This is a genomic window from Parviterribacter multiflagellatus, from assembly GCF_056863265.1.
In genome coordinates, this window is record NZ_JBXPIZ010000001.1 from 366204 (window position 1) to 390415 (window position 24212).

The window sequence follows — 24212 nt, forward strand, 5'->3', positions numbered from 1 at the left end:
GACCGGCGGGACAGGCCGCGAGGCTTGCCGGAGGACCGAGGGGATAAGGTCCAATGCCCGACTTTCGGCTACCAGGAGGACTGGAAACGACATGCCCGTACGCGTGGGGATCAACGGCTTCGGGCGGATCGGCCGCAACCTGTTTCGCGCCGCCAAGGCGGCCGGCGCGGACATCGACTTCGTTGCCGTCAACGACCTGACGGACAACAAGACGCTCGGCCATCTGCTCAAGTACGACTCGATCCTCGGCCCGTACCCCGGGACCGTCGAGGTGACGTCCAACGGCCTCGTCGTCGACGGCGACGAGCTGCGCGTCCTCGCCGAGCGCGACCCGGCCAAGCTGCCGTGGGGCGACCTCGGCGTCGACGTCGTCATCGAGTCGACCGGCTTCTTCACCGACCGCGAGAACGCCGCCAAGCACCTCGACGGCGGCGCGAAGAAGGTCATCATCTCCGCGCCCGCCAAGGGCGAGGACATCACGGTCGCGCTCGGCGTCAACTTCGACCAGTACGACCCCGAGAAGCACCACGTCATCTCGAACGCGTCCTGCACGACGAACTGCCTCGCGCCGTTCGCCAAGGTCGCCAACGACACGGTCGGCATCAAGCACGGCCTGATGACGACGATCCACGCGTACACGGCCGACCAGCGCCTGCAGGACCTGCCGCACAAGGACCTGCGCCGCGCCCGCGCCGCCGCGCTCAACCTGATCCCGACCTCGACCGGCGCCGCCAAGGCCGTCGGCCTGGTGCTGCCGGAGCTCAACGGCAAGCTCCACGGCTTCGCGGTCCGCGCGCCCGTCCCGACCGGCTCGGTGGTGGACCTCACGTTCGAGGCGAACCGCGAGACGAACGTGGAGGAGCTCAACGCAGCGTTCAAGGCCGCGTCGGAGAGCGACCAGCTCAAGGGCATCCTCGAGTACACGACCGACCCGATCGTGTCGACCGACATCGTCACGAACCCGCACTCGTCGATCGTCGACGGCCTGCTGACCTCCGTCATCGACGGGACGATGGTCAAGGTCGTCTCCTGGTACGACAACGAGTGGGGCTACTCGAACCGCTGCGTCGAGCTGGCCCAGAAGGTGCTGCCCGCGTGAGGACGCTGGACGATCTGGGCGACGTCGCCGGCAAGCGCGGCGTCGTCCGGGTCGACTTCAACGTCCCGATCCGTGATGGCGCCATCACGGACGACACGCGCATCCGCGCGGCGCTGCCGACGTTGACCGCGCTGCGCGATCGCGGGGCGCGCCTGGTGTTGCTGGCGCATCTCGGACGGCCGAAGGAGCGAGAGCCAGAGTTCTCGTTGAGCCCCGTTGCGGCGCGGCTGTCGGAGCTCTTGGGCTGCGACGTTCCTCTCGCGTCCGACTTCGACTCGGTGCCCGACGGCGATGTCGTGATGCTCGAGAACGTCCGCTACTTCCCCGGGGAGACCAAGGACGACGAGGCGCTCGCGGCCAGGTACGCGGCGCTGGGCGACTTCTACGTCAACGACGCCTTCGGCGCCGCGCACCGCGCGCACGCGTCCACGCACGGGGTCGCGAAGCTGCTCCCGTCCGCGGCGGGGCTCCTCCTCCAGCGCGAGGTCGAGACGCTGGAGCAGATCCTCGAGGACCCCAAGCGCCCGCTCGTCGCGATCGTCGGCGGCGCGAAGGTCACCGACAAGATCGGCGTGCTCGACGCGTTCCTCGCGCGCGCGGAGACGATCCTCATCGGCGGCGCGATGTGCTTCCCGTTCTTCAAGGCGCAGGGCCACGACGTCGGCTCGTCGCTGTGCGAGGAGGAGGGCATCGAGCCGGCCAAGCGCGTGCTCGCCGAGGGCGGCGACAAGGTGCTCCTCCCGCAGGACCTGACGCTGGGCCGCGAGTTCTCCGCCGACACCGAGGTCCGCGCGACCAACGGCGTCGACGTGGAGGAGGGCTGGATGGGCCTCGACGTCGGCCCGCGCACCGCCGAGCGCTACAGCGAGGTCATCGCGACCGCCGGCACCGTGTTCTGGAACGGGCCCATGGGCGCGTTCGAGCTGGAGCCGTTCAGCGCCGGCACGAAGGCCGTCGCGGAGGCCGTGGCCAAGGCGCCCGGCACGACGGTCGTCGGCGGCGGCGACAGCGCGGCGGCGATCAAGCAGTTCGGGTTCGCGGACGACGTGACCCACCTGTCGACCGGCGGCGGCGCCGCCCTGGAGCTGCTCGAGGGCAAGACCCTCCCGGGCGTGGAGGTCCTCCGTTGAGCCGCACTCCGCTCATCGCGGGCAACTGGAAGATGCACAAGACGGCGGCCGAGGCGCGCGAGCTCCTCGGGCAGATCGACGGCTCGAAGTACCCGGGCGTCGACGTCGCCGTGTGCGTCCCGTTCACCGCCCTGTGGGCCGCGCAGGAGGCGGCGCAGGGCGTGGCCGTGTACGCCCAGAACCTCCACGAGGCCGCGTCGGGCGCCTACACCGGCGAGGTCTCCGCGCCGATGCTGACCGAGATCGGCATCGCCGGCGCGGTGCTCGGCCACTCCGAGCGGCGCCAGCTGTTCGGCGAGACCGACAAGGCGCTGCAGAAGAAGGTCCCCGCGGCGCTGCAGGCCGGGCTCACCCCGATCCTCTGCGTGGGCGAGACCGAGGAGGAGCGCGACAACGGCGACACCGAGCGCAAGCTCCGCCACCAGGTGCAGGAGGGGCTCCACGACGTGCCCACCGACCGCCTGCACGAGGTCGTCATCGCGTACGAGCCGGTCTGGGCGATCGGCACCGGCAAGGTCGCCACGCCCGAGCAGGCGCAGGAGGCGTGCGGGTTCGTCCGCGCGCTGGTGAGCGACCGGTCGAAGGAGGCCGGCGAGCGCACCCGCGTCCTGTACGGCGGCTCGATGAAGCCGGACAACGCGGCCGAGCTGCTCGCGCTGCCCGACGTGGACGGCGGCCTGATCGGCGGCGCGTCGCTGAAGGTCGACGACTTCCTGGCCATCGCGGCCGCGGCGGTGCCGGGCTCGTGAGCCTGCCGGCCGGAAGCGTCGCGCTGATCATCCTGGACGGGTGGGGCCTGGCCCCGCCCGGTCCGGGCAACGCGGTCGACCTCGCCGACACGCCGGTGATGGACGAGCTGTGGTCGACGTACCCGCACACGACCCTCACCGCCAAGGGCAAGGCCGTCGGCCTCCCCGAGGGGCAGATGGGCAACTCCGAGGTCGGCCACCTCAACCTCGGCGCGGGTGCCGTCGTGAAGCAGGACCTCACCCGCATCGACGAGGCGCTGCTGGAGGAGCGGTCACCGAACGAGGTGCTCGAGGCGGCGATGAAGGACACGCCGCGGCTCCACCTCGTGGGGCTTGTCAGCGACGGTGGGGTCCACTCATCGCTCGACCACCTCGAAGCCCTGATCGAGCGGGCCAAGGCGGCACAGGTCCCCGACATCGTCGTCCACGCGTTCACCGACGGGAGAGACACCAGCCCCACGGGTGGCGTCAACTTCCTCCAGCGCGTCGAGGACCTGGAAGGCGTCAGGGTCGGCACCGTGATCGGCCGCTACTACGGCATGGACCGCGACAACCGCGAGGAGCGCACCGAGGCCGCGCGGACGTTGATCGTCGACGGCATCTCCGAGCACCACGCGGACAGCGCGGTGCAGGCGGTCAAGGACGCGTACGACCGCGGCGAGACCGACGAGTTCATCACCGCCACGACCGTCGGCGACGAGGCCACGATCCGCCCCGGCGACAGCGTCCTCACGTTCAACTTCCGCCCCGACCGGATGCGGCAGATCGTCACCGCGCTCGCCCCGAGCGTGGACCGCCTGACGACGCTGACCGAGTACGAGGAGGGCTGGGAGTACGCCGTCGCGTTCCCGCCCGCGCGTCCGTCGGTGACGATCGCGAAGGTGATCGCCGACCGCGGGGACAAGCAGCTCCACGTGGCCGAGACGGAGAAGTACCCGCACGTGACGTACTTCTTCAACGGCGGCGAGGAGGAGCCGTACCCCGGCGAGCGGCGCGAGCTGCTGCCCTCCCCGCGCGACGTGCCGACCTACGACCACAAGCCGGAGATGAGCGCCCGCGCCGCCGCGGACGCGTTCATCGCGGCGTGGAAGGAGGACCGGCCCACGTTCGGCGTCATCAACTTCGCCAACGCGGACATGGTCGGCCACACCGGCTCGATCCCCGCGGCGATCAAGGCCGTCGAGACCGTCGACGCCTGCCTCGGCGACGTGGTGAGGACCGTGCTCGACTCCGGCGGCGTCTGCCTCGTCACCGCCGACCATGGCAACGCCGACGAGATGCTCGAGGACGACGGGTCGCCGGACACCGCGCACTCGCTCAACCCGGTGCCGTTCATCATCACGTCGCACGACGTCGAGGCCGACGGCGAGGGCATCCTCGCGGACGTCGCACCGACCGCGCTCGCGCTCCTCGGCATCGACCGCCCGGCCGAGATGACCGGGCGGCCGCTCTACAGCCCGAAGGGCTAGCCCCGCTTCAGCGTCACGGTCCGCGTGTAGGCGGGCCGTGACGCGCCGCGCGGGACGAACGTGAGCTGCGCGGTCGCGGTGCGCTTGCCGCGCACGGCGCGCCGGCCGGAGCGGGTCAGCTTCATCGTGACCGTGCGGGTGCTCCCGGCCGGGAGGTCGACCTTCGCCGAGGCGAGCGTGCGGCGGCGCGCGGTGAGCTTCACGACGCCCGTGCAGCGCGCGGTCGCGCAGGAGAGGGAGAGCTGCGTGGAGCGCCCGCGGACGACCAACCGGCCGGTGACTCGTAGGGTCGCCCTCCGCGCTGCGGAGCGCTGCGCGGGAGCGCGACCGCCATCCCCACGCGCTGCCTTGCCGTTGCCGTTCCCTCCCGGGGCGGCCGGCGGGACGGGCGGCGCCGCGACTGTCACCGGGATCTCCCGCACGTCGCCCGTGTTCGTCCCGTCCGACGCCACGATCGCGAAGCGGTCGTTGCCCGCGAAGCCCGCGGCCGGCGTGTACGTGACCGTCCCCGCGGCGTCGACCGTGGCCGTGCCGTTGACGGGGGTGGAGGCGATCTGCACGGTCACCGGGTCGCCGTCCGCGTCGGCGCAGAGGCCGCCCGCGGACACCGGCGCGCCCGGCCCGGTCGACAGCGCGGCCGACTGGCAGGCCGGCGCGGTCGCGACCCGCAGCACCCGCAGCGCGCTGACGCCCGCGGCGGTGACGTAGGCCGACGTCCCGTCGGGCGCGACCGACACGTGCTCGAGCCCGGTCATCTGGTCCGCGCCCGTGGTGCAGAGCAGCGGCACGCTGGTCGTGTCGGCGACGCACCGGCCCGCACCGGGGTGCCCCGTCAGCGTGCTCCCGTCCGTCCGGAAGCTGTTGACCTGCGACGCGTTGGGGACGAGGAGCGAGCGCCCGTCCGGCGTCGGCGTCAGCGACAGCGCGTGGTAGAGGAACACGGCGCCCTCGGCGCACGCGGCGCTGCCGGTCGTGCCGCGGACGCACGACCCGGGCGTGAGGCCGCCGTCGGGCTCGATCGCCAGGGAGGTGACCGCGTCGCTCGTCTGCCCGGTGGTCGCGATGCCGGCGCCGCGGCCGACCATGCCGACCGCGTACGGCTTGACCAGCCCCGGCGTGGTCCGCGCGCAGACCGTGCCCGGCGCGCCGGTGCCGTCCTGCACGCAGCGGTCGGCGCCCGTCCGCGGCGTCAGGCGCCCGGTCGCGGGGTCGACGTCGACGGCGAAGATGGCGTTCGCGTCGCGGGAGGCGGTGTAGAGGTGCTGCCCGTCGGGCGTGATCGCGAGGTCGCGGAACCGCTGCGCGCCCTCGACCTTCCCGCACCCGTCCGCGCCGGCCTGCTGGACGCACCAGCCCTGGCCGGTCAGCGGCGTCAGGCGGCCGGTCCCCGTGTCACGCGCGATCGCGACGATGCTGCCGGAGTTGAACGTGGCGACGTAGAGGAAGCGCCCGTCGGGGCTGAGCGCGAGGCCGGCCGGGTTGTCCAGCTGCGGGGTCGTCGTCTCCGGACACGCCTCCGGCACGCCGGCGTACGCGACGCAGCCGTCCGCCCCGGTCAGCTCGGTGATGCGGCCGGTCGCCGGATCCCGCTCGAGCCCGAGGATCGTGTCGGAGTCGCGCAGCGCGGTGTAGAGGAACCGCCCGTCCGCGCTGACGACGATCGCCTCGGCGTTGCCGACCCACCCGTGAGTCACGGGGCAGCTCGACTTCGCCTCCTGGCCGAGGCATGAGCCCGGGCCCGTGAGCGGCGTCAGGCGGCCGTCGGCGGCGCGCGCGAACGCCTTGATGCCGTTGCTCGACGTCGTGTAGACGTTGCGCCCATCGGGGCTGACGACCGACGCGTTCGGCTGGGCGAGCTCGGTCTGCCCGCAGCCGGCCGGCCCGGTGTCGGACCAGCAGGCACCCTCACCGGTGAGCGCGGAGAGCGCACCATGGGGTGGGGGCGCCGCGAGCGCGTGGCCCGCCGTCGCGGTCAGGATCAGCAGGGAGAGGAGGAGGGAGCGCCTGAGCATGGCGGCGGACGCTCCCGGGTCCGCCTTACGGCGCGGTTACCGTCCGAAGGAGACGTCCACGCGCGGCAGGTCCTCCGCGCGCGGGTAGGCGCGCTCGGTCCGCAGCACCCGTCGGGCGAGCGCGGCGGCGAGGTCGTGGTGGCAGTCGGGGTCGTCGGCGCAGCACGGCGGGAGCGAGACGTGCAGGCGGTAGTGCGGCTCGGCCATCGGCCGGCCGGAGGCGAACGCGGCGCCCTCGTCCACCTCGCGGGCGAACGCCCAGGCCCGCGCGGGGATGGCGTCGGCGCCGGCGGTGTCGAGGTGCCGCTCGACGAGGTCCGTGAGGTCCTCGAGCAGGCCTTCGCGCCGGGCCGGCTCCAGATGCCGGCCGAGCACGAGGAGATCGATGAGGGCGGGTCGGGTCACGCCGCGGATGGTCGGGCAGCGGGCCCAGTCCGACATCGGGGAAAGCCCCAACGCGCTCCCGCGGGCCGTCCGCCGAAGGTCGCGTCGTGGGGAGCCCGCTTGCGCGCGTCGTCAGGCCGCGGGCGCCCGCGGGTTCACCAGCGGCGTCAGGCGCTCCTCCAGCCGCGTCCGCCGCGCCTCGTGCTGGGGCGGCAGGCGGAGCGCCTCGCCGAGGTGCGCGGGCTCCTCGTCGACGGCGAAGCCGATGTCGCGCGTGGCCAGCTCGAACAGCACGCCCGCCGCGACGCGGAAGTAGACGGAGTGGAAGTACTGGCGGTCGACGATCGAGGTCGGCCGCGCGCCGAGCTGCCGCAGCGCCTGGCGCCGCACCTCGAGCTCCGCGTCGTCGGCCGTGCTCCACGCGATGTGGTGGACCGTCCCCGCCCCCGAGATGCCCGCCTGCGCGGGCGGCGCGTCCCACTGGAGCTGGCCGGAGCGGTGCTCGCCGCGCGCCCACCACCGGCCCCGCTCGTCGCGCTCCATGCCGAGCGCCTCCAGCACCGGCACCGTCGCGGCGACCGCCTCGTCGCCCGCGTACGCGCGGACGCCGTGGAACCCCTGGATCGCGTGCTCGGCCGCGATGCCGTCCGCCTGCGCGACCAGCGGCGCGTCGGCGACGTCCGCGACGACGAGCGCGTTGCGCAGCCCCTCGGGATCGTCGAACCGCAGCGCGCGGCCGCCGCGGTCGAGCCCTTCGACGCCCTCCGCTGCCAGCCGCTCCTGCCAGAAGTCGAGCGCCTCCGCCGAGCCGACCCGCCAGCAGACCGTGTGGACCATGCCCGCGCCCGCGCGGCCGCGGCGCGCTCCCGGGAACTCGAAGAAGGTCATGATCGACCCCGGCGTCCCGGCCTCGTCGCCGTAGTAGAGGTGGTAGACGTCGGGCGCGTCGAAGTTGACCGTCTTCTTGACGAGCCGGAGCCCCAGCACGCGCGCGTAGAAGTCGACGTTGCGCGGCGCGTCGGCGCAGATCGCGGTGACGTGGTGGAGCCCCTCGATCCTCATGGCGTCAAGGCTACGCCGTCGTACACTTGGTTGTGCGAACAACAACCCCACTGTCCCGCTTCCGCCGGGACGCCGGTTCCACTGCTACCTTCGCGCCAGCCTTGTCATCCCAGGTCACAACCACGCCCCTCAACGACACCGAGCTCGCCGCCTGGCGCGGGCTCCTGCGGGCGCACGCCATGCTCGTCAAGCGCCTCGACGCCGAGCTCGAGGCCGAGCACGGGCTCGCCCTGACGTCCTACGAGGTCCTCCTGCACCTGTCGCACGCCGACGAGCGCAAGATGCGCATGTGCGACGTCGCCGAGTCCGTCCTGCTCTCGCGCAGTGGCCTCACCCGCCTGATCGACCGCCTGGAGCGCGACGGGTTCGTCGAGCGCGTCTCGTGCGCCGACGACGCCCGCGGCGCCTACGCCCAGCTCACCGACGGCGGCCTCGCGAAGCTCCGCGAGGCGCAGGCGACGCACCTCGACGGCATCCGCCAGCACTTCCTCGGTCACTTCGACGAGGACGAGCTGCGCGTCCTGGGCGAGGCCTGGGTGCGCGTCGGCGTCCGGGCGCCGTCGCCGAACGCCGGCGACAGCTGCTCGACCGCGTAGCCGCCCGCTCGCTCGTCCCCTGACCGTCCTCGAAGGGCCCGCCTCGCGCGGGCCCTTCGTCGTTCTGCGCCCAGACCAGGAAGAAGATTTGACATCCGGCGACTGAGATTTCTATACTTGGGCGCAGGAACTTCTTCTTCGTCATCAGGAGGCACGAACGACATGCTTCTCACGACCCTCTTCGACACGCCGACCACCGCACGTTTCGCCGCCGCGCGCCGCTGGTCGCCCGACCTGGACCTGCTCGAGCGCGACGACCACTACGTCCTCACGGTCGACCTGCCGGGCCTCTCGGAGCCCGACGTCAAGGTCGAGGTCGACGGCGACGTCCTCACGCTCTCCGGCGAGCGCAAGATCCAGCGCGAGGTCCGCCGCGGCGGCGCGTACCACGTCGAGCGCGCGTCCGGCGCGTTCTCGCGCAGCCTCAACCTCCCCGAGGGCGTCGACGTGAGCGCGATCGCGGCGACGTTCGACCACGGCGTGCTGGAGATCCGGATCCCGAAGCCCGAGCAGCGCAAGCCGCAGCGGGTCGCGATCGCGGTCGGCGGCAGCCAGCCGGCGATCGAGGCCGAGGCCGCGGAGGCGGCCGCCACGAACTAGGTCCTCCCACGAAACCCTCCGGTGCGTGTGCTTCGCCGGATTCCGGGTAAACCCAGAGCACTCTCTCCTCAGAACCCGATCGGAGGCGCGGCACGATGTCGCGCCTTCGGTTGTTAACGGCCGGCCCGCCGTACTCTCGGAGTCCATGCCCGACGCGCCCTTCGAGATCACCGCCCGCGACGAGCACACGCAGGCGCGTGCGGGGCTGCTGCGCACCGCGCACGGCGTCGTGCGGACGCCCGCGTTCGTCCCGCTCGCCACCAAGGCGACGGTGAAGGGCATCGAGGCCAACGAGGTCGCCGCGCTCGGCTACGACATGGTGCTCGGCAACACGTTCCACCTGTGGCTGGACCCCGGGCACGAGCTGATCGGCGGCTACGGCGGGCTCCACGAGTTCATGCAGTGGGACATGCCGATCATCACCGACTCCGGCGGCTTCCAGGTCTTCTCGATGGGCTACGGGAACGTGTCCGCGGAGATCAAGAAGACCGGTGCCGGCCCGGGCGGCAAGTCCGTCATGGGCATCACGGAGGAGGGCGTCACGTTCAAGCACCCCAAGAACGGCGACGCGATCTTCATGGGCCCGGAGACGTCGATGGAGGTGCAGGCCGCGCTGCGCTCGGACATCGCGCTGGTCTTCGACGAGTGCACGCCGTTCCACGTCGACCGCGACTACACCGCCCGGTCGACCGAGCGCACCCACCGCTGGCTCCAGCGCTGCCTGGACTGGCACGCGGCCAACGGCCCGGAGGGACAGCTCGTCTACGGGATCGTGCAGGGCGGCGTGTACCACGACCTGCGCATCGAGTCGGCCGAGACGATCGCGGCGAGCGCCGTCGACGGCATCGCGATCGGCGGCTCGCTCGGCGCCGACAAGGCGCAGATGCACGAGGTCGTCGGCTGGACGACCGCGGTCCTGCCCGAGGAGAAGGCGCGCCACCTGCTCGGCATCGGCGAGGTCGACGACCTCATCCGCGGGGTGGAGCTCGGCATCGACACGTTCGACTGCGTGACCCCGACGCGGCTCGGCCGCCACGGCGTGGCGCTCATCCCCGAGCCGGACAAGCGCTTCCGCGTCGACTTGACCGCCGCGCGCTTCAAGGCGTCGCGCGAGCCGATCGAGGACGGCTGCCCGTGCCCCGCGTGCGCCGGCGGCCACCACCGCGGCTACCTGCGCTACCTGGCCAAGAACCGCGAGCCCACCGGCCAGCGCCTCCTCACGCTCCACAACCTGACGTACCTCGCCCGCGTCATGCGCGACCTGCGCGACGCCATCGGCGCGGGGACGCTCGCGGAGACGGCGGACGCCCTCCGCCGCGGCGCCCCGCCGTCCACCGCCCCGGTGGAGCCGCTCCCTCGGACTAGAACGTTCGCCTAGTTGCGACAAATCGCGCTAAAGACGGGTGGAATTCCCAGCGCGAGGGGTATTAGATTCCGCGATTCCGCCGCGATGTGCGTCACGGATGGCGAGCACGCGGACGGCCACACATGAACGGGGCGACCTCCATTGCACAGCTCATGGGCGGCGTGCGCCGCCTCGCCGCGCTCGCGCACAGCGCGCGCGACGAGGACACGGTGCTGCGCGCGCTCCGGTATGAGCTCCACTACGCGCTCGACGTGGACGAGGTCCGCTTCGAGCCCGAGAGCGATCCGGCCTGGCCCTGCCTGCCGCTGATCGTGGACGGCCGCCGGCGCGGCGCCTTCGTGTTCGTCACCCACCCGCCGCGCACGGCGACGGTGGAGGAGATGGACGTCGCGGCCGCGCTGATCGAGGCCGCCGCCGCCGTGCTCGCGCTGCAGGAGGCGCGCCACGCCGCGCGCGTCGACTCGCTGACCGGCGCGCTCAACCACGGCGCGATGATCGGCCGGCTGGAGGAGGAGATCGACCGCGCCCGCCGCTACCGGACGGGCCTGGCCGCGCTCATCATCGACCTCGACGACTTCAAGTCGATCAACGACCGCTGGGGCCACGCGACGGGGGACAGCGTCCTGCGCCAGGTCGCCGCGCTGCTGCGCTCCGAGTTCCGCGCGCACGACCAGGTCGCGCGCTACGGCGGCGACGAGTTCGTGGTGCTGCTCCCGCACGCGGTCGGCCCGCGCGCGGAGATCGCCGCGCGCCGCGCCCTGCGCCGCCTGCGCGACATCCACGTGGTGACGGAGGAGGGCCGCCGGCCGCTGTCCGCCTCGATCGGCCTGGCCGAGTGGGCCGAGCCCGAGACCCCTGCCGAGCTGCTCGCGAAGGCCGACCGGGCCCTGCTCGCCGGCAAGCGCGGCGGCAAGGACCAGCTCCGCACCGCCTCCAACGAGTGGCCGTGGAGCGACCGCGCGGCGGTCGCCCCCGACGAGCACGCAGAAGCCCGCGCGTAGCGCCGCGGGAGAACGAGCGCCAGCGAGTTCTCCCGACGGTAATCCGCCCCTGGCGGATTACCGCGTGTTCTCGTCGATGAGCTCCTTCATCGACTGGATCAGCTGGGAGGTGTCGTCGCCGCTGACCTCGCGGACCTCCGCGCCGCCGCCTCCGCTCGACGAGAGCGCGACGTAGGCGACGACGGCCACGATGGCGAGGACCGCGAGGAGGGCGAGGATCGCGGGGGCGCGGCGCTTCTTCTTGGCCGGCGCCTGCGGCGGCGCGATCCCGGACGGCGGGTAGTGGCCGCCGGTGACCGGCCCGGGCGTCGGCTGGAGGCGGCGGGGGCGCGCGGCGGGCTGGGCGGTGGTCGCGCCGAGGGCGCGCGTCGCGGTCGTCGGGTCGGACGCCAGCACGGAGGTCGCGTCGTCGAACGTGCGGCCCGCGGCGCCCGCGGCCAGCGCGTCGCGCATCGCGGCGGCGCTCTCGAAGCGGTCGCGCGGATCCATCTCCAGCGCCCGCGCGACGGCCTGCGCGACGCCGTGCGGCACCGAGCCGTCGAGCTCGTCGAGGAACGGCGGGTGCTCGCGCTGCTGCTTGAGCGCCAGCTCGGTGAGCGACTGCGCCTCGTAGGGGAGCCGTCCGGCGATCAGCTGGTACGTCACGACGCCGAGCGAGTAGAGGTCCGAGCGCGGCGTCGCCTCCTCGCCCGCCGCCTGCTCGGGCGACAGGTACGCGGCGGTGCCCAGGACCGAGCCGACCTGCGTGATGCGCGACTCGGCGTCCGCGGACGCCTTGGCGATCCCGAAGTCGGCGAGCTTCACCGGCCCGTCGTCGGAGCGCAGCAGGTTGCCCGGCTTGACGTCGCGGTGCACGACCCCGTGGCGGTGCGCGTGCTCGAGCCCGCGGCAGGACTGGTCGACGATGAACAGCGCCTCGCGCAGCTCGAGCCGCCCGCGGTCGCGCAGCAGCTCGGCGCCCGACTTGCCGCGGATGTACTCCATGACGATGAAGTGGCGCCCGGACGCGTCATCCAGGCCGAAGTCGAAGACCTGGACGATGTTGGGGTGCACGAGCCGTGCCGCCGCGAGCGCCTCGCGGCGGAAGCGCGAGACGAACTGCGGGTCGTCGGCCAGGTGCTCGGCCAGCAGCTTCACGGCGACCTGCCGCTCCAGCCGGCGGTCGAAGGCCAGGTGGACGGTCGACATGCCGCCGAAGCCCAGGCGCTCGCCCAGCTCGTAGCGGCCGGCGATCAGCTCCCCGCTCACTCGATCACCCCTTCCGGAGCCTCCGTGCCGCCCGGGTCGCTCGGCGGCACCGTCTCCGGCGGCACCGTCTCCGCGGGCGGCGTCGTCTCCGTGGTCTGCGGCGTCGTCGGCGTGGTCTGCGGCGTCGTCGGGGTCGTCTCCGGCGTCGTCTCAGGCGTGGTCTCGGGCGTCGTCGGCACCGTCTCGGTCGTCTCCGGGAGCGTCTCGGTGGTGTCGGTCGTCTCGGTGGTCTCGGTGGAGAGGTCGCACTCCTGCGGCGCCTGCTCCTCCAGCCGCGTCACGCCGTCCCGCAGCGCGCGCCGCAGCCCCGCGTCCACGCTGCCCGGCAGGTCCTGGACCTCGCGGCGCAGCGACGAGAGCCGGCCCTCGACCGCGTCGCAGCGGCCGGCGGCGACCTGCTCGTCGATCGCGTCGAGGTCGTCTTGGAGGGCTTCCGCGCGGGACGCGGAGATCAGGCCCTCCCGCTCCTCGCCGCAGGCGACGGCGAAGGCGGACAGCGCGCCCAGGGCGAGCGCGAGCAGCATCACGGTGAGGCGAGAACGCACGGTCATTGACCGTACCCGAGCCGCTCCGCCAACGAATCCGGGAGGCCCGCCTCGCGGATGGCGGCCTGCGCGCCCGCGATGTCGTACACGGTGCGCTTCCACGTCGCGTGGCCGCTCTCCGTGTCCAGCAGCAGCCAGGCCGCGCGGGGGTCGCCGTCCCGCGGCTGGCCGACCGAGCCGGGGTTGAGGATCCAGTTGCGGGTCCGCACGTCCGCCGTCGCGCCCGCCTCGCGCAGTGCGCCGGTGGTCCGTCCGTGATCGTTCTCACGGACGAACGCGAGCGCCACGTGGGAGTGGCCGACGAAGCAGACCCGCTGGTGGGCGACGTCGAACGACCGGTCCGCGATCGCCTCGGACAGCACGTACTCCCACACCGGGTCGCGCGGGGAGGCGTGGTAGAGCCCCCATTCGCCCTCGACGCCGGCGGGCGCGAGCGCCTTCAGGTAGGCGAGGTTGTCCGGGCGGATCACCTCCATCGTCCACCGCGCGCTGACGGCGGCGCCGTGCGAGAACTCCTCGATCCCCAGGTCGCCCGTCACGGCGAGGTCGTGGTTGCCGGCGAGGCAGATGTCGGCGTGCTCGCGGGCCAGCGCGACGCACTCGTTCGGCTCCGCGCCGTAGCCGACGACGTCGCCCAGGCACCAGATCTCGTCGGCCTCCGCGTCGCGGGCGGCGGCCAGCACCGCCTCGAAGGCGTGGCGGTTCCCGTGGATGTCGGAGATGATCGCGGCGCGCACGTACCCTGCAACGTCGTGGTGGCCCGAAGGTGGCAGCTTCCCGTCGCGCTCCTGGCCGCCGTGGCGGTCGCCGAGCTGGCCGTGCTGCTCCTGTGGCCGCGGGACGGGATCATCACCCCCGCCGAGGTGAGCGCGGCATCGTACTTCACCCCGGCCGAGTTGGCGCGGGCGGAGGGCTACCGGGACGGCCAGGCGTGGCTGTACTGGGGCCGCGTCCTGGTCGAGCTGGTGGTGCTGATCGCGGTCGTGCTCCGGCCGCCGCGCCGGCTGCTGGACGCGCGCCGGCCGGTGCTCGCCGGCGCCGCGACGGGCGCGGCGCTGAGCGTCGCGACGGGGCTCGCGGCGCTCCCGCTGGCCGCCTGGTCGCGTCAGCGGTCGATCGATGTCGGCCTGACGACGCGCTCGTGGTGGGGCTGGGTGCAGGACGTGGCGCTGAGCTGGACGATCGGGGCGCTGATCGCGGCGGCGGGCGCCGCGCTGGCGGTGGTGATCCTGCGCCGGTTCGGGCGCCAGTGGTGGCTTGCCGGGACGGGGATCGTGATCGCGTTCGCGGTGATCCTCACGTACGCGACGCCGGTCGTCCTCGACCCGCTGTTCAACGACTTCAAGCCGGTCCCGCAGGGGCAGACGCGCGACGACGTGCTGGAGCTGGCGAAGAAGGCGGGGCTCGACGTGGGGGAGGTCCAGATCATGGACGCCTCCAAGCGCACGACGGCGGCCAACGCGTACGTGACCGGGCTCGGCCACACCAAGCGCGTCGTGCTCTACGACACGCTCGTCGAGGACTTCAGCCCCGCGGAGGTGCGGCTCGTCGTCGCGCACGAGCTCGGCCACGTGCACTACGACGACGTCCCGCACGGCCTGCTGTGGGTGGCGCTGGTGGCGCCGGCGGGGATGTTCGCCGTCGCGCTCCTCACCCGCCGGATGTCGCCGCGCGAGGCGACGCAGGACGGCAACATCGCGGCCGCGATCCCCGCCCTGGCGTTGGCGATCGCGATCGTGGTGCCGGTCCTGACGATGGTGTCCAACCAGCTCTCGCGCGCGGTGGAGGCGCGCGCGGACAGCTACTCGCTGGAGCTGACGGGCGAGCCCGACCCGTTCATCGCGTTCGAGCGGCGGCTGTCGCTGCGCAACGTGTCGGACCCGGACCCGCCGGGGCTGCGCACGTTCCTGCTGGGCACGCATCCGCCCACGATCGAGCGGATCGGGATCGGCGTGGCGTACCGCGACGAGCGCGCCGGGCGCTAGCCCTGCGTCGAGGAGCCGCCCGGCGGCGGCGGACCGCCCTCGGGCAGGTTGCGGATGCCCTCGCGGGTCTGCCACTTGGAGAAGTTGTCCTCCATCGCGTCGATCAGCTCCCGCATGAAGCGCGGGCTCAGGTTGACGCGCGAGACGACGACCCCCGGGACCTCCTCCTCCTCGACCTCGTGGTCCACGCGCGCGAACGTGATCGTGAACTCGTAGTCGGAGTGCGAGACGTTCGCGAAGTTCGCGTAGACGCCCGCCATGATCTCCGGCGAGAAGTGGATGTTGATGTGGCGGCCGGGCTGCTCAGGATCTCCTGCCATGCGGGCTAGCATCGCACAGCGATGAAGCTCACCGTCCTCGCCGTCGGGCGGCTCCGGCCGCCGTACGCCGACGACGTCCACCACTACCTCACGCTGCTCACCCGGCACACGAAGCTCGAGCACGTCGAGGTCCGCGAGGACGAGCAGATCCAGAAGCGCATCCCGGAGCGCGCGTTCGTCGTGCTGCTGCACAGCGAGGGGCGGCAGCTCGACTCGATCAAGTTCAGCGGCTGGCTGGAGGAGCGGCGCCACGCGGGGCTCGACGTGGTGTTCGTCATCGGCGGCGCCTACGGGCTCGATCTGGAGCGCGCCGACATGCGGCTCTCGCTGGGCCCGATGACGCTCCCGCACCAGCTCGCGCGGGTCGTCCTGCTCGAGCAGCTCTATCGTGCTCACAAGATCCTCGCCAATGAGCCCTACCACTATTGATGCGTTGCGGACCGCGGTCGAGGAGGCCGCGACCGCCCTGACCCCCGAGACGCCCCGCTCGCGCCCCACGCTCGAGCGCCCGAAGAAGGCCGAGTTCGGCGACTTCTCCACCAACGCCGCCATGCTCCTCGCCAAGGGGCTGGGCCAGCCGCCGCGCGACGTCGCCGCGCGCCTGGCCGACGCGCTCGCCGAGCGGCTGGGGGATCGCCTGGAGCGCACCGAGGTCGCGGGTCCCGGGTTCCTCAACCTCTTCCTGACCGACGAGTGGTACGCGGGCGCCGTCCGCGACCTGGTCGGCGCGGGTGACGCGTGGGGCGGCGGGACGGTGGCCGTGGCGGAGAAGGTCAACGTCGAGTTCGTGAGCGCGAACCCGACCGGGCCGGTGCACCTCGGCCACGCGCGCAACGCGGCGTTCGGCGATGCGATCGCGCGGGTGCTGGCGTTCCACGGACACGAGGTCTTCCGCGAGTTCTACGTCAACGACGCGGGCGTCCAGATCACGAAGTTCGGCGAGTCGCTGCTCGCGCGGGCGCGTGGGGAGGACGTCGCCGAGGACGGCTACAAGGGCGAGTACATCGCCGAGGTCGCGGCGCAGATCCCCGACGCCGCCTCGAAGGACGCCGCGGAGCTGGGGCGCGCGGGCGTCGAGCTGATGATCGCCAGGATGCAGGAGACGCTGGGGCGCTTCGGGGTGCACCACGACCTGTTCTTCTCCGAGTCCAGGCTGCACAGCGGCTCGCCGTCCGAGGTCGAGCAGGCGTTCGACGTGCTCGCCGAGCAGGGCCGCACGTACGAGAAGGACGGCGCGCTGTGGGTGCGCACGTCCGAGCTCGGCGACGACAAGGACCGCGTCGTCCGCAAGGCCAACGGCGAGCTGACGTACTACGCGTCGGACATCGCGTACCACTGGGACAAGCGCCAGCGCGGGTTCGACCGGATGATCGACGTCCTCGGGGCCGACCACCACGGCTACGTCGGGCGGATGAAGGCGGCGATCGCGGCGCTGGGCGAGGACCCGGGCGGGCTCGAGCTGCTCATCATGCAGTTCGTCCACCTCGTGCGGAACGGCGAGCGCGCGTCGATGTCCAAGCGCGCGGGCGAGTTCGTGACGCTCGACGACCTGCTCGACGAGATCGGGTCCGACGCGGCGCGGTGGTTCCTGCTCAACCGCTCGCACGACACGACGATCGACCTCGACCTGGGCCTCGCGGTCCAGGAGAACTCGACGAACCCCGTGTACTACGTGCAGTACGCGCACGCGCGGATCGCGTCGATCCTGGCGAAGGCGGGCGGCTTCGACGCCGATGCGGCGGTCCCGTCCGTGGCGCTCCTGCCGGCCGAGCGCGCGCTGGTGCAGCGCCTGCTCGCGTTCCCCGGCGTGGTCGCGGAGGCGTCGGACAAGCGCGAGCCGCACAAGGTCGCCACCTACGCGCTGGAGCTGGCGCGCGACTTCACCGGCTTCTACGAGCAGGCGCCGATCCTCAAGGAGGACGTGCCGGAGGATGCGCGCGCGTTCCGCCTCGCGCTGGCCGCGGTCACCCAGCGGACGATCGCGCGAGCGCTCGACCTGCTCGGCGTCTCCGCCCCCGACTCGATGTGAGCAGCCGGACGGGCTCCGGGTAGCCCGTCCGTATGCCGCTGAGGAGATCGGACCTCCCGAGCACGCTGCAGCGGTCGCCGGAGAAGGTCCAGAAGACGTACGCCAAGACGCTGGACGCCGCCGAGGAGCAGTACGACTCGGAGGAGCGCGCCCACCGCACCGCGTGGGCGTCGGTCAAGCACGTCGCCGAGAAGAAGGGCGACCACTGGGAGCCGAAGGACGAGTACGGCCCGTCCGACGAGCGCGCCGCCCGCGGCGGGCGCTTCGCCCGTGAGGGCCGTGGCGAGACCCACGGCGGGATCGACGCCGGCAAGACGCGCGACGAGCTGTACGCCGACGCGCAGGAGGCCGGGATCGACGGCCGCTCGAAGATGACCAAGGACGAGCTGGTGGACGCGCTGGAGCAGCACTCGCAGCGCGCGACCGCGCGGGCTCGCGAGAGGAGCTGACATGACCGGAGAGACGACCGGCACCGACAAGCAGCCGCCCGAGGCCCCGATCACGCCGCCGGCGTCCGACAAGGACGTGGAGAGCGACGCGCCGGGCGCCGACGCGGGCGGCAAGGCCCACACCTCCACCTCCGAGCCGCATCCCGCCGGCGACGGCGAGCGCACCGACCGCGAGACGGGCGGCCCGAAGCCGGGCTAGAGGTTGTAGAGGCCGTCGAGGCCGAGCTTCTCGAGGAAGCGCTGGGCGTCGGTGTTGAGCGAGGTCATCTCGCCCGTGAAGATCAGGACGCCCATCGTGATGAGGATCGCGCCCGACACCGCGGTGATGATCACGTAGCGGTCGCGGAGCCAGCGGAAGACCGTCGTCGCGCGGTGGAAGGCGACCGCTGAGACGAGGAACGGGACTGCGAGGCCGGCGGAGTAGATCGCGAGGAGGATCGCGCCCTGGCCGACCGTGTCCTTCACCGCGGCCGCGTTGAGGATCACCGTCAGCGTCGGGCCGATGCAGGGCGTCCAGCCGATCGCGAACGCCGCGCCGGCGATCAGCGGGCCGCCGCTGCCGGCGCGGGCGAGCAGGCCCGTCGGGTGCCACTCGCGGTTGAGCCGCGTGATGAACGGCGTGGCGACGAAGAAGACGCCCATCACGACGATCAGCGCGCCCGCGATCTGGTTGAGCAGGTCGCGGTTGTCGCGCAGGGTCGAGCCCAGGCCGGTCGCGACCATCCCGAGCGCCACGAACACCGCGGTGAAGCTCAGGCAGAAGACGATCGCCGGGAGCAGGACGCGCGAGACCCTCTGCTCGCCTTCCTGCAGGTCGGCGACGTTGACGCCGCTCACCGCGCTCAGGTAGCCCGGGACGAGCGGCAGCACGCACGGGGAGATGAACGACACGAAGCCGGCGGCGAACGCCGCGAACACCGTGGTGTCGACGGCGCTCATCGGTCGCGGCGGCGGAGGTCCTCGTCGAGCCGCGCGAGCTCGGCGTCCGTCGCCCCTCCGGGACCGGTGCCGGCGCCCGCGGCGACCATCGGCGCGGGGGCGCGCCGGCGCCACTTCGGCAGCAGGAGCGCCGCCAGCGCCGCGAGGATCAGCACGACCGCGATCGGCACGAGGTACGCGGCCAGCCCCATCCCGTCGTCCTCCTCGGGCATCGCGAGGACGGCGGCGCCGTACTCGGCCACCAGCCGGTCCTTGACCTGCTCCTTCGTCAGCCCCTCGTCGACGAGCCGGCGGATCAGCTCCCGCTGGCGGTAGGCCTGCGGCGACTCGGCGACGTTCAGCGCCACCCGGCAGGAGACGCACATGACCTCGTCCTCGATGTCCGGGAGCGAGGTCTTGGGCTCGGCGGCGAGCGCCCCGGCCGGCACGGCGAGTGCCAGCACGGCGACCAGCGCGGCCAGCACGCGGAGCGGCGCGCTCACGGCAGCACCTTCGCGAGCGCGCGGTCCATGAAGTCCTGGTCGATCTGCCCGCGGCTCATCGCGACGACGTTGCCCTCGCCGTCGATGACGAAGGTCTCCGGCACGCCGGTGCCGCCGTACGCCTCCTTCATGTCGCCGTCGACGTCGCGCAGGCTCGGGAAGCTCAGGCCGTGCTCCTTGAGGAAGCGCTTGGAGTCCTCGGTCGCGTCGTCGACGGTCACCCCGAGGATCGTCCCGCCGGCGGCCTTCAGCTTGGCCTGCGCGTCCTTCAGCACGGGCGCCTCGGCCTCGCACGGCTCGCACCAGGAGGCCCAGAAGTTCAGGACGACGGGCTTGCCGCGGTAGTCCGCGAGCGACCCGGTCGCGCCGTCGAGCGTCGGCAGCGTCCGGTCGGGCGCGGCGGGCGTCTCGCCGCGCGCGACGGCGTCGTCGAGGGTGGTGGACTCGCCCACGGCGAGCACGCCGTAGACCAGCAGGGCGACCAGCGCGGTCGCGGCGATGACGACGAACGGGACGGCACCTCGGCGCACGCCGTCAGGGTAGTGGCGGGGTGATCCGCGGTCGCTACTATGTCCCACTCTCGCGGGATTAGTTCATCGGTAGAACGCGAGCTTCCCAAGCTTGAGAGACGGGTTCGATTCCCGTATCCCGCTCTGACAGACGCCCGGGCCTCTACCGGGCGTTTGTCGTTCTACGGGTTGACCGCGAAGTAGATGAAGGAGGCGAAGAGCACCAGGTGCACGCCGGCCTCCTGCAGCGTCGCGCGGCCCGGGAGGATCGTGAGCGCGCCGACCACCGCGCTGATGGCCAGCAGGACCATCTGCAACGGCTCCAGGCCGAGCTCGAGCGGGCCGTCGAGCCAGATGGAGGCGATCGCGATCGCGGGGATGGTGAGGCCGATCGACGCCATCGCGCTGCCGAGCGCGAGGTTGAAGCTCACCTGGATGCGGTCGCGGCGGGCGTTGCGGACGGCGCTGAGCGTCTCGGGGAGCAGGACGAGCAGCGCGATCACGACGCCGACCGCCGAGTGCGGCGCGCCGATCGCGCTCACCGCGTCCTCGATCGCCGGCGACTCGATCTTCGCGAGTCCGACGACCGCCACCAGCGCGACGATCAGCAGGCCGAGCGAGGTGTACGCCTCGCGGTCGGTCGGCGGCTCGGCGTGCACGTCGTCGGGGCACGGCTCCCCCTCGGCCGTCACCGGCAGGAAGTAGTCGCGGTGGCGCACGGTCTGCATCAGCACGAACAGCCCGTAGAGCGCGATCGACACGACCGCCGCGAACGCGAGCTGCGAGCCGGAGAACTCGCCCACCGGCGCCGCGGTCGTGAACGTCGGCAGCACGAGCGACAGCACCGCCAGCGTCGCGACCGTCGCCAGCGCACTCGCCGTCCCCTCGGCGTTGAAGGCCGTCGTCTTCGTCCGCAGCGTCCCGACCAGCAGCGAGACGCCGACGATGCCGTTGAGCGTGATCATCACCGCCGCGAACACCGTGTCGCGCGCGAGGGTCGACGTGTCGTCGCCGCCGCTCACCATCAGCGTCACGATCAGCGCGACCTCGATCACCGTCACCGCGACGGCCAGCACCAGCGAGCCGAACGGCTCCCCGACCCGGTGCGCCACGACCTCCGCGTGGTGGACGGCCGCCAGCACCGCGCCGCCGAGCGCGATGCCGACGATGATCAGGCCGACGGTCGGCGGCTTCGTCCCCCACGTGAGCGCGAGGAGGACGAGCGCGAGCAGGGGAACGAGGGTCGTCCAGCGGAAGACGCTGAGGCGTTCGCGGAGGAGGGCCACGCCTTCACCATGACGTACGTGGCACGCGCCCGCTCAGCCAAGCAGGCGCTCCACCGACTCGACCTTCGAGTCGAGCGTCTGCTCCTTGTCGCGGCGGTCGTCGAGCTTGAGGACGGTGTAGACGCGCTGCATCCCCAGCTCGAACGGGACCTCGTGCAGCTCGCGGACCAGCGCCAGCACGTCGTCGGTGCTGCCTTCCAACGAGGTGCCCATCGCGTGGAGGCGGTAGCGGACGCGATCCTGGGCGGCCAGGCGGCGCTGGATCTCGGCGATGTAGGGGCTCGCGCTGAGCTCCGCGCGCCCGAGTGTGATCACGGTCAGGTCGGCGGTGGCCATCCATGCGTCATACTCGATCCCGATGGACCCGTCCCGTAAGCGCACCGTGCGCCTGGTCGTCGCGCTGACGGCCGCCGTCCTCCTCGCGGGGGCCCTCGCCGTGACCAGCTTCAGCGCCTCGTCCGAGGCACGGACGCCGAAGCAGCTCGCCGACGCCGTCCCCGGGGAGAGCTACCAGCTCACCGGCCGCGTGCAGAAGGGCAGCTACGAGCGCCGCGGCGACGTGCACACGTTCGTGGTGCAGGAGCGCAAGGGCGTCGAGACGGTCGCCGTCACGTACCAGGGCAGCGTCCCGGACGCGTTCCGCGAGGGCCGTGAGGTCATCATCACGGTGCAGCGCGAGGCGCAGGGCTCGGGGTTCGTGGGCGAGAAGGACTCGCTCATCACGAAGTGCCCGTCGAAGTTCACGGCGAAGGAAGAAGCGGCGTAGCGCGCCGCCGCTTCCGCACCTGACGTCATGGCGACCCTCGGTCGCGCGCTCCTCTTCCTCGCCCTCGCCGTCTGCGTCTACGGCATCGTCGCCGCCATCTGGGGCGGCCGGACGGGGCGGCGCGACCTCGTCGACTCCGCGCGGCGGTCGGTCTACGCGCTCGCGGGCCTGACCGTCGGGGCGTTCGCGATCCTCGAGATCGCGTTCCTGCGCTCGGACTTCTCCTTCGCGCTCGTCCAGTCGCACTCGTCGACGACGACGCCGGCCTTCTACCAGGCGACCGCGGCGTGGTCCTCGCAGGAGGGCTCGCTCCTGCTGTGGGTGATGCTGCTGGCGCTGTGGTCGAGCCTCGTGCTCTTCCTGACCCGCCGGACGCTGCGCGACGTCGTCCCGTACGCGACCGCGGTGCTGCTCGGGATGGGCCTGTTCTTCGTGGCGCTGCTCGTCTTCCTCGAGTCGCCGTTCGACACGCTCGCGGCGGTCCCGGCGGAGGGGATGGGCCTCAACCCGCTCCTGCGCCACCCGTCGATGATGCTCCATCCGCCGGCGCTGTACTCGGGCTACACGCTGTTCGCGGTGCCGTTCGCGTTCGCGGTCGCCGCGCTGCTCAAGCGGCGCGTCGACGCGACCTGGATCGCGGCCACGCGGCGGTTCGCGCTGTCCGCGTGGCTCTTCCTCGGCATCGGCATCCTGCTCGGCGCGCGCTGGTCGTACGCCGAGCTGGGCTGGGGCGGCTACTGGGCGTGGGACCCGGTCGAGAACGCGTCGCTGCTGCCGTGGCTGACCGGCACCGCGTTCATCCACTCGATCATGCTCCAGGAGAAGCGGGGCATGCTGAAGGTGTGGAACGCGTCGCTGATCCTGGCGACCGGGACGCTCTGCATCATGGGCACGTTCCTGGTGCGGAGCGGCATCCTGGAGTCGATCCACGCGTTCGGCGCGTCGACCCTCGGCACGCCGTTCCTGATCCTCATCGGGACGATGGTCTTCGGCTGCGTGGCGCTGGTCGTCTCGCGCCGCGACGCCCTGAAGAGCGAGCACCGGCTCGACTCGCTGCTCTCGCGCGAGGCGATGTTCATCGGGAACAACCTCGTGCTCGTCGCGCTGGCGTTCGTCGTCTTCTGGGGGACGTTCTTCCCGCTCATCTCCGAGGCGCTGTCGGGGGAGCGGCAGACGCTCGGGCCGCCGTGGTTCGACGAGTACACGGTGCCGCTGGCGCTCGTGCTCGTGCTGCTGACCGGCGTCGGGCCGATCATCGCCTGGCGGCGCGCGACGTGGGCGAACGCGCGGCGGGCCTTCCTGTTCCCGCTGACGTGCCTCGTCGTCTGCGCCGTCGCGTGCCTGGCGCTCGGCCTGGGCTCGTCGATCCCGTCGGTGTTCATGTTCGCGCTCGGCGCGTTCGTCTTCGGGACGGTCGCGCAGGAGTTCTGGCGCGGGACCGGCGCGCGGCGCGCGATGGCGGGTGAGTCGCCGCCCGTCGCGATGGTGTCGCTCGTGCGCCGCAACCGCCGGCGCTACGGCGGCTACATCGTCCACCTCGGCGTGGCGCTGATGTTCGTCGGCGTGGCCGCGTCGTCGGCTTTCCAGGACGAGAAGGACGTCCGCATGCGGCCGGGCGACACGACGACCGTCGGCGACTACACCGTGCGGTTCACGAAGGCGACCGCCGACCTGGAGACGCAGGGCGGCCGGCTGGAGGACATCCGGTTCGGCGCGACGCTGCAGGTGCGGCGCGGCGACGGGGAGCCGTTCGCGGTGCGGACCGAGCGGCGCTACTTCCCGTCGAGCGACCCATCGCTGGGCGCCGTCGGGCGGTTCTTCGAGGGCGAGGCGACGAGCGAGATCGGCCTGCAGGCCGGCTTCCTGCGTGACTTCTGGGCGGCCTACCAGCCCGATCAGGAGTCGATCCGCGCGGTGGTCGAGCAGCTCGACGAGCGGCTGGCCGACGCGTCGCCCGAGCAGCAGATGCGGGCCGCGCTGGGGCTGACGGAGATCCTGCGCCAGCAGCCGCCGCCCGCGACGTTCCGCCTGATCGCGTCGCCGCTCGTGTCGTGGATCTGGCTCGGCGCGCTGACCGTCTTCGGCGGCGGTCTGCTCGCGCTGTGGCCGGCCCCCGACGCAGCGCGCCGGAAGGCGACCGCCCGGGCCGCCGCGCGCGTCGCGCAGGACCTCGGTCGCGCATAACG

Annotated in this window: 27 protein-coding genes and 1 tRNA gene; 16 read left to right on the forward strand and 12 right to left on the reverse strand. The window is 72.6% G+C overall.

Features of this window, described 5'->3' with window-relative positions; genetic code table 11:
- Positions 1 to 91 precede the first annotated feature (91 nt).
- Genes gap through gpmI form a run of 4 tightly spaced genes read left to right on the forward strand, consistent with a single transcriptional unit; the run spans position 92 to position 4447 of the window.
- On the forward strand, positions 92 to 1099 hold the full coding sequence (gene gap / locus AC1UE5_RS01640) for a type I glyceraldehyde-3-phosphate dehydrogenase (RefSeq protein ID WP_482920317.1): 1008 nt from the start codon (positions 92 to 94) through the stop codon (positions 1097 to 1099).
- Entirely contained in the window at positions 1096 to 2229 is a 1134-nt protein-coding gene (locus AC1UE5_RS01645; RefSeq protein ID WP_482920318.1) for a phosphoglycerate kinase, read from the forward strand. Before gap ends, AC1UE5_RS01645 begins: the two co-directional genes overlap by 4 nt.
- Entirely contained in the window at positions 2226 to 2978 is a 753-nt protein-coding gene (gene tpiA, locus AC1UE5_RS01650; RefSeq protein ID WP_482920319.1) for a triose-phosphate isomerase, read from the forward strand. Before AC1UE5_RS01645 ends, tpiA begins: the two co-directional genes overlap by 4 nt.
- A complete protein-coding gene (gpmI, locus tag AC1UE5_RS01655) occupies positions 2975 to 4447 on the forward strand; it encodes a 2,3-bisphosphoglycerate-independent phosphoglycerate mutase (protein ID WP_482920320.1) in 1473 nt (490 codons plus the stop codon). The genes tpiA and gpmI overlap by 4 nt, the downstream gene beginning before the upstream one ends.
- On the opposite strand, the gene AC1UE5_RS01660 is transcribed toward gpmI, so the two are convergent.
- The 3 genes from AC1UE5_RS01660 to AC1UE5_RS01670 all read right to left on the reverse strand — a co-directional run bounded on the left by AC1UE5_RS01660 (position 4444) and on the right by AC1UE5_RS01670 (position 7905).
- On the reverse strand, positions 4444 to 6459 hold the full coding sequence (locus tag AC1UE5_RS01660; RefSeq protein WP_482920321.1) for an Ig-like domain-containing protein: 2016 nt from the start codon (positions 6457 to 6459) through the stop codon (positions 4444 to 4446). The genes gpmI and AC1UE5_RS01660 overlap by 4 nt on opposite strands.
- 36 nt (positions 6460 to 6495) lie before the next feature.
- Positions 6496 to 6864, reverse strand: coding sequence for a hypothetical protein (locus AC1UE5_RS01665; RefSeq protein WP_482920322.1), 369 nt, complete (start codon positions 6862 to 6864; stop codon positions 6496 to 6498).
- Positions 6865 to 6975: 111 nt separating this feature from the next.
- Entirely contained in the window at positions 6976 to 7905 is a 930-nt protein-coding gene (locus AC1UE5_RS01670) for a VOC family protein (RefSeq protein WP_482920323.1), read from the reverse strand.
- A 101-nt stretch (positions 7906 to 8006) separates the two neighbouring features.
- Here AC1UE5_RS01670 and AC1UE5_RS01675 point away from each other — a divergent pair, with 101 nt between their 5' ends.
- From AC1UE5_RS01675 to AC1UE5_RS01690, 4 genes are all read left to right on the forward strand, one after another.
- Positions 8007 to 8501 carry a MarR family winged helix-turn-helix transcriptional regulator gene (locus AC1UE5_RS01675; protein ID WP_482920324.1) on the forward strand — a complete coding sequence of 165 codons (495 nt, stop codon included), beginning with the start codon at positions 8007 to 8009 and terminating at the stop codon, positions 8499 to 8501.
- 162 nt (positions 8502 to 8663) lie between these two features.
- Positions 8664 to 9101 (forward strand): Hsp20/alpha crystallin family protein, encoded by a 438-nt coding sequence (locus tag AC1UE5_RS01680; protein ID WP_482920325.1) that lies wholly within the window; start codon positions 8664 to 8666, stop codon positions 9099 to 9101.
- A 145-nt stretch (positions 9102 to 9246) separates the two neighbouring features.
- Positions 9247 to 10479 (forward strand): tRNA guanosine(34) transglycosylase Tgt, encoded by a 1233-nt coding sequence (tgt, locus tag AC1UE5_RS01685; RefSeq protein ID WP_482920326.1) that lies wholly within the window; start codon positions 9247 to 9249, stop codon positions 10477 to 10479.
- A 110-nt stretch (positions 10480 to 10589) separates the two neighbouring features.
- Entirely contained in the window at positions 10590 to 11468 is an 879-nt protein-coding gene (locus AC1UE5_RS01690; RefSeq protein WP_482920327.1) for a GGDEF domain-containing protein, read from the forward strand.
- 57 nt (positions 11469 to 11525) lie between these two features.
- Here the strand turns inward: AC1UE5_RS01690 and AC1UE5_RS01695 are convergent, their stop codons facing one another.
- The 3 genes from AC1UE5_RS01695 to AC1UE5_RS01705 are packed head-to-tail and all read right to left on the reverse strand — an operon-like array spanning position 11526 to position 13998.
- Positions 11526 to 12716 carry a protein kinase domain-containing protein gene (locus AC1UE5_RS01695; RefSeq protein ID WP_482920328.1) on the reverse strand — a complete coding sequence of 397 codons (1191 nt, stop codon included), beginning with the start codon at positions 12714 to 12716 and terminating at the stop codon, positions 11526 to 11528.
- Positions 12713 to 13261: a hypothetical protein gene (locus AC1UE5_RS01700; RefSeq protein WP_482920329.1), complete on the reverse strand. Its 549-nt coding sequence runs from the start codon at positions 13259 to 13261 to the stop codon at positions 12713 to 12715. Before AC1UE5_RS01700 ends, AC1UE5_RS01695 begins: the two co-directional genes overlap by 4 nt.
- 2 nt (positions 13262 to 13263) lie before the next feature.
- Positions 13264 to 13998 (reverse strand): metallophosphoesterase family protein, encoded by a 735-nt coding sequence (locus tag AC1UE5_RS01705; protein WP_482920330.1) that lies wholly within the window; start codon positions 13996 to 13998, stop codon positions 13264 to 13266.
- Between the two features lie 18 nt (positions 13999 to 14016).
- Here AC1UE5_RS01705 and AC1UE5_RS01710 point away from each other — a divergent pair, with 18 nt between their 5' ends.
- Positions 14017 to 15246 carry a M48 family metalloprotease gene (locus tag AC1UE5_RS01710; protein ID WP_482920331.1) on the forward strand — a complete coding sequence of 410 codons (1230 nt, stop codon included), beginning with the start codon at positions 14017 to 14019 and terminating at the stop codon, positions 15244 to 15246.
- Here the strand turns inward: AC1UE5_RS01710 and AC1UE5_RS01715 are convergent.
- The gene (locus AC1UE5_RS01715) at positions 15243 to 15566 is read right to left on the reverse strand and encodes a DUF3467 domain-containing protein (RefSeq protein ID WP_482920332.1); all 324 of its coding nucleotides are present in this window, start codon (positions 15564 to 15566) and stop codon (positions 15243 to 15245) included. The genes AC1UE5_RS01710 and AC1UE5_RS01715 overlap by 4 nt on opposite strands.
- Positions 15567 to 15587: 21 nt before the next feature.
- Between AC1UE5_RS01715 and AC1UE5_RS01720 the strand changes: the two genes are divergently transcribed.
- From AC1UE5_RS01720 to AC1UE5_RS01735, 4 genes are read left to right on the forward strand one after another with little or no spacing between them, the layout of a single operon-like run.
- Positions 15588 to 15995, forward strand: coding sequence for a 23S rRNA (pseudouridine(1915)-N(3))-methyltransferase RlmH (locus tag AC1UE5_RS01720; RefSeq protein WP_482920333.1), 408 nt, complete (start codon positions 15588 to 15590; stop codon positions 15993 to 15995).
- A 4-nt stretch (positions 15996 to 15999) separates the two neighbouring features.
- Positions 16000 to 17595, forward strand: a complete 1596-nt coding sequence (gene argS, locus AC1UE5_RS01725; RefSeq protein WP_482920334.1) for an arginine--tRNA ligase — start codon at positions 16000 to 16002, stop codon at positions 17593 to 17595.
- Between the two features lie 32 nt (positions 17596 to 17627).
- Positions 17628 to 18044: a ChaB family protein gene (locus AC1UE5_RS01730; RefSeq protein ID WP_482920335.1), complete on the forward strand. Its 417-nt coding sequence runs from the start codon at positions 17628 to 17630 to the stop codon at positions 18042 to 18044.
- 1 nt (position 18045) lies between these two features.
- On the forward strand, positions 18046 to 18243 hold the full coding sequence (locus tag AC1UE5_RS01735) for a hypothetical protein (RefSeq protein ID WP_482920336.1): 198 nt from the start codon (positions 18046 to 18048) through the stop codon (positions 18241 to 18243).
- Here the strand turns inward: AC1UE5_RS01735 and AC1UE5_RS01740 are convergent.
- Genes AC1UE5_RS01740 through AC1UE5_RS01750 form a run of 3 tightly spaced genes read right to left on the reverse strand, consistent with a single transcriptional unit; the run spans position 18240 to position 19995 of the window.
- Positions 18240 to 18983, reverse strand: a complete 744-nt coding sequence (locus AC1UE5_RS01740; RefSeq protein WP_482920337.1) for a cytochrome c biogenesis CcdA family protein — start codon at positions 18981 to 18983, stop codon at positions 18240 to 18242. The genes AC1UE5_RS01735 and AC1UE5_RS01740 overlap by 4 nt on opposite strands.
- Complete coding sequence (locus AC1UE5_RS01745; RefSeq protein WP_482920338.1) at positions 18980 to 19465, reverse strand: cytochrome c-type biogenesis protein; 486 nt, start codon at positions 19463 to 19465, stop codon at positions 18980 to 18982. Before AC1UE5_RS01745 ends, AC1UE5_RS01740 begins: the two co-directional genes overlap by 4 nt.
- Positions 19462 to 19995 carry a TlpA family protein disulfide reductase gene (locus AC1UE5_RS01750; protein WP_482920339.1) on the reverse strand — a complete coding sequence of 178 codons (534 nt, stop codon included), beginning with the start codon at positions 19993 to 19995 and terminating at the stop codon, positions 19462 to 19464. The genes AC1UE5_RS01745 and AC1UE5_RS01750 overlap by 4 nt, the downstream gene beginning before the upstream one ends.
- A 52-nt stretch (positions 19996 to 20047) precedes the next feature.
- Here AC1UE5_RS01750 and AC1UE5_RS01755 point away from each other — a divergent pair.
- Positions 20048 to 20118 (forward strand) — tRNA-Gly (locus AC1UE5_RS01755).
- 38 nt (positions 20119 to 20156) lie between these two features.
- On the opposite strand, the gene AC1UE5_RS01760 is transcribed toward AC1UE5_RS01755, so the two are convergent.
- Both AC1UE5_RS01760 and AC1UE5_RS01765 read right to left on the reverse strand, forming a co-directional pair.
- On the reverse strand, positions 20157 to 21260 hold the full coding sequence (locus AC1UE5_RS01760) for a calcium:cation antiporter (protein ID WP_482920340.1): 1104 nt from the start codon (positions 21258 to 21260) through the stop codon (positions 20157 to 20159).
- Between the two features lie 33 nt (positions 21261 to 21293).
- Entirely contained in the window at positions 21294 to 21596 is a 303-nt protein-coding gene (locus tag AC1UE5_RS01765; RefSeq protein ID WP_482920341.1) for an MTH1187 family thiamine-binding protein, read from the reverse strand.
- A gap of 22 nt (positions 21597 to 21618) precedes the next feature.
- On the opposite strand from AC1UE5_RS01765, the gene AC1UE5_RS01770 reads away from it, so the two are divergent.
- Together AC1UE5_RS01770 and AC1UE5_RS01775 are read left to right on the forward strand one after the other, a co-directional pair.
- Positions 21619 to 22026: a cytochrome c maturation protein CcmE domain-containing protein gene (locus tag AC1UE5_RS01770; protein ID WP_482920342.1), complete on the forward strand. Its 408-nt coding sequence runs from the start codon at positions 21619 to 21621 to the stop codon at positions 22024 to 22026.
- 27 nt (positions 22027 to 22053) lie between these two features.
- Positions 22054 to 24210 carry a heme lyase CcmF/NrfE family subunit gene (locus AC1UE5_RS01775; RefSeq protein ID WP_482920343.1) on the forward strand — a complete coding sequence of 719 codons (2157 nt, stop codon included), beginning with the start codon at positions 22054 to 22056 and terminating at the stop codon, positions 24208 to 24210.
- The last annotated feature ends 2 nt before the right edge of the window (positions 24211 to 24212 follow it).